Raw genomic sequence first — 4,239 nt, 5'->3', positions numbered from 1 at the left:
CGGTTCACGGTTCTGGGTTCACTGTTCACTGTTCACTGCTCACTACTCACTACTCACTGTTCACTACTCACTGTTCACTGCTCACTGCCCACTGCTCACGATTCAACACCGGCGGCAAGGTCAATGAGCCCGATGGGAAGTGCTCGAAGCTCATGGGGTGATCCTGAAAGGCCGAAAAAAGGTCCGCCTGGGACAGGTGCCGCGTGTAGCGGGCTTCGGTGAACAGGCACAGATCGGTCAGGTCCAGCCGGGAGACGAGTTGGGCCTGCTGTGCGAGGACGCGCCGGTGGTCGGCGGCAGTGCCCCGGTGAACAGTGGCGGCAACGAGGATGCCCATGAGGACCAGCGACAGCAGCGAAGAGACATACAACGTGGACGGACGCGGACGCAGGCTAGGGGTCGAGGCGACGGATGACATAGGGCGTCACCTCCGGGAACGTCAGGATCTGCTTGCCCTTATGGTCGGTCAGAAATGCCTGGGCGTCGCTGTGTTTATGAAAGGGGATCAGTTCATGCCCCATGGGCCCGTAGACATCGCTGCCGACCACAAAAAAAGCCTTGCGCGCCTCGATGGCCTGCATGTCGTAGTATTCGGTGACGAAAATGGCCGCAATGTCGGCTCTGGTTTTATCCGGCCGGTACTGACCCAGATTGAAAAGGTATTTGAACATATCCTTGGCGCCGTCAAAATAATCGGTGGTGCCATCGGCAAAGGCCACCTGGGCCACCCAGTCCGGGTAGCGGGCCACGAACATGCCGCACACCGGGCATTTGGCTCTTTTATCCGGCGGCGTGGGAGCAATATCCTGCGACCAGGCCAGGGTGCCGCTGAGCAGCATGATGGACAGGATGACGGCAGTGGTGCCGATTGGTAGGCTCTTCACGGTATGATTTTCCTGAAATCAGCTCTTGTTTTTTTTCTGCATCTTCATGCGCATCATCTTGCGCTTCTCGCGGATCATGCGGTTGTCTTCATACAAGTCGGTGTAGGCGGCCTTGATGGCGGTTTCAAAATCGGCCAGTTCGCCGCCGTTGGCCGTGATGAAGGCTTCCGCATCGGTTTTCGTGGCGAATGCCCATTTGGCCCGCTTGCTCATGACCCCCATCTTGTTGCCGCCGATCACCCAGTAGGCGCGTTCGGCATCGATGAGCGCCTTGGTGTTGTAATCGCCCACCTGGATACTGGCTGGTGCCGCGTCGATGTTGTTGGCCAGATCCACCGCAGCACAGCGCAGGGAGCAGAAACCCATTTCGACGCCGTCATCGTAGGTCAGCAAAACCCGCGAATGGGCGAACTTGTTGCGGTCCATGCCGCAGTAGGGGCATTCCGGGTGCTTGCCGATATCGTCCTGGGCCCAAACCATTGCTGATTCGCCCAGGGGGCCGAAGAAAAACAGACCGCTCAGGAAAACCACCGACATGGCCATAAATACTGTCCTTCGCATACGTTCCTCCTTTTTTTCTCAGATTTTTCAGTCGTCCAGAATGTTCAGGTAGGCCGCATTGAGCCCGCTGTCGTAGTCCTCACGGCACTGCTTCAGGCAGGCACGGTCTTTTAAACATTCACTCATGCATGCCTGGTAAGTATGCAGCAAATCGCGCCGCTGATCCTTCCATGCGGCATCCTGTTCCGGCGTCAGGTCCGGTGTGTTGTCGCGAGCCGTGCCGATGCGCAGGCCGGCGGTTTTGAATTCACCGATGACCACCGTAACCGGGTCGCCCTGCTGGATAATCTTGTTGACGTTGGAAACGAGAATCACGTATGAGCGACCGGGCTTGGGCCCCACCGCCGTGGCCCGCAGGGGGCCGACCTTGGTTACGGGTACGGGAAAGGCTTTGCCGGTGGGTTCGTGCAGCAGGTAAGCCGCGTCCTTTCGGCTGAGCAGGTTTCCGGCTTTTAAAGGGTCGATCACGCGAAAGCGAAAATCCACGAAATGATCCGCCCCGGTCAGGCGGATGCTCTCGAAACGGATGCCCCATTTCTCCGCATCTTCTTGAACGCCCATCTGGTCAGCATCCTGGTTGAGGGCTTGGGTCGTGCACCCACCAACCATCAGCAACAGCATGATCAGCCAGATCGTCGTGTTGCAGACCGCCTTTGACATCGTACGCTTTATGACAATCATTATCTGTCCTCAGGTTTGTATTGAGTTTCGGTCTGAACGACGTTGGAACAGCGTCACCAGACGTGTCTCTCCCCAACAAGGAGGAGGTCCATGATCAGTTGAAGCAATAATGGATGGTGCGGAAAATCGTCAAAGTTGATAGATCCGTATAAAGTCCTCAATCATGTCCTTCCCGCGCAGACGGGGCGTGCAGTGAAGTTTCAGCGCTATCTGTAAGCACATGATAATACAGGATCCCCGCCTTCGCGGGGATGACAACAAAGAGGACATTTCGACTTTCTACGGGTCTGTCAAAGTTACCGTATGTGCCGGGTTGTCAACCGATACAGCTTTCGGTTTCCGATGCCTTCGTCTGCCTTGAGGCCGAAAGCCCCATGAGCATAAGATCACGAAATAAATTAGCACCCCCGCCGGATTGAGTCAAACAACTACCCCAATTTTATCAGGGCATCAGGGTGTTTTTCCTGTCATGCCAGCGTAGGCGGGCATCCATGCTTTTCGAAACATTTCCTTCTGGATAGCGCATATGCTTCACTGCGCGCCCCGCTTTCGCGGGAATGACACCGCTGAGAATGCAAACCTCCCGGCCCCTTGATTTAATCAGGGCACCAGTCCGGAAGGGCCTGGAGGCTGTCCATAATAGCTTCTGAATATGCCGAAATCAATCAGATTCACCATGCCGTTCCCATCGAAGTCAGCGTGGGGGTCGGTGGTCCCGTATGCGGCCCTGAACATGCCGAAGTCGAGGAGATTCACGATGCCATCGTTGTTCAGATCGGCGTCACAAAAATTCCCATAACCATCACCATCGGTGTCGCGCTGACGTTCATTCGCAACCTTCGTGCAATTGTCACAGGTGTTGGGAACGCCGTCACGATCACGGTCCCGGCCCTTTCGGCCCCTGGGACAACGGATCTCCACGTGGGCCAGCACCGAGTCCAACAGGCCATGGCCGTACGTGTCGTCCGGCCCGTAATCGCCTAAATCGACGGCGCCCCGTTGGATGGCTTTTTCCAGTTCGGGCACCGTGATGGTTGGGAAGGCGTCGATCAACAGCGCCATGGCACCGGCCACGTGGGGGGCCGCAAAAGAGGTACCCTCCTGGAAAAGATAGCTGTTGAAGCGGTAGGCGGTCTTGACACCGAACACAAAGGGTCCGTTCTTGGTGCCCGGTGCGACCACCTGAGGAAAAACATCCGCTTTCGGGCATTTTTTGCATTCGGGGTCGTTGGCAGGGACGACATTCACTTCCGTACAGGCGTTTGGCCCGCGGCTGCTGAAGGGTGCGATCTCAAAAAAATCGTCCACGGCACCCACGGCAAAGCTGTCCGGGTAGTTGGCCGGACTGACGCTGGTGGCCATGTCGGGCCCATAGTTGCCGGCGGCAAACACCACAGCGATGCCCAAGGTCTTGAGGGCCTGCACATCGGGTTCGAATTCTGTATCGCACTGGTCCACGCGCTCGATGCTCCACGAGTTGTTGACCACGTCGGGGTAGTCATGGGTATCCGGGTCGCCGTCCGGATCCAGCAGCCACTGGAAACCCTGGTGAATGGTCGTGGTGGTGGCCTGGCGCTGATCGTTGAACACCCGGGCGGCGATCCACTGGGCACCCGGCGCCACACCAATGGCAGTACCGTCGGCATCGCCGCCGACCATCAGGCTCATGGTGCCCGTACCGTGCCCATCCCCATCCCGGGGCACGGTGGTGTTGGCGTCGAAGGCGTCGAACCAGCTGTTGGTGCCGCCCCGCCACCCGGCGGTCAGATCCGGATGGTTGACGTCCACGCCACTGTCCATGTTGGCCACCACCACGCCCTGACCGGTAAACCCCATGGCCCACAATTCGGGTGCGCGGACAGCTTCGATGTTCCACTCGGGAACGCCGCTGCTGACGGTATCGGTCACCTGCAGCCTGAAAACCCGCTCCATGCGGATCTGGCGGATCCCCGGCAGGGCGGCGATTTCCTCGATCTGGCCTGCGGGCACATGCGCGGAAATCCCGTTGAAAACCCAGAAGGGAATGACCTTTTCGGCACCGACCGCTTTTAGCAGGGCCTTGAGATCCGCCTGGGTGACGGTCGCTTTCTGCTGGAGCAGGCGTAACAGCTGG

The 4,239-nt window shown here is 58.1% G+C and carries 5 protein-coding genes; all 5 read right to left on the bottom strand.

Going from position 1 to position 4,239, the window contains the following annotated elements:
• Positions 1–67 precede the first annotated feature (67 nt).
• Positions 68–418 carry a hypothetical protein gene (locus tag ABYV26_RS21900; RefSeq protein ID WP_372683486.1) on the bottom strand — a complete coding sequence of 117 codons (351 nt, stop codon included), beginning with the start codon at positions 416–418 and terminating at the stop codon, positions 68–70.
• Positions 393–884: a nitrous oxide reductase accessory protein NosL gene (locus ABYV26_RS21895; protein ID WP_372683485.1), complete on the bottom strand. Its 492-nt coding sequence runs from the start codon at positions 882–884 to the stop codon at positions 393–395. Before ABYV26_RS21895 ends, ABYV26_RS21900 begins: the two co-directional genes overlap by 26 nt.
• An 18-nt stretch (positions 885–902) precedes the next feature.
• On the bottom strand, positions 903–1,445 hold the full coding sequence (locus ABYV26_RS21890) for a nitrous oxide reductase accessory protein NosL (protein ID WP_372683484.1): 543 nt from the start codon (positions 1,443–1,445) through the stop codon (positions 903–905).
• A 27-nt stretch (positions 1,446–1,472) separates the two neighbouring features.
• Positions 1,473–2,126 (bottom strand): hypothetical protein, encoded by a 654-nt coding sequence (locus ABYV26_RS21885; RefSeq protein ID WP_372683483.1) that lies wholly within the window; start codon positions 2,124–2,126, stop codon positions 1,473–1,475.
• A gap of 600 nt (positions 2,127–2,726) precedes the next feature.
• Positions 2,727–4,239 (bottom strand): S8 family serine peptidase (locus ABYV26_RS21880; RefSeq protein ID WP_372683482.1); only part of this gene is annotated, 1,513 nt, incomplete at its 5' end.

The organism is Desulfosarcina sp. (assembly GCF_041551955.1).
Lineage (GTDB): Bacteria > Desulfobacterota > Desulfobacteria > Desulfobacterales > Desulfosarcinaceae > Desulfosarcina.
The sequence above is the reverse complement of the archived record's forward strand: the minus strand, read 5'-3'. Positions and strand labels throughout refer to the sequence as shown.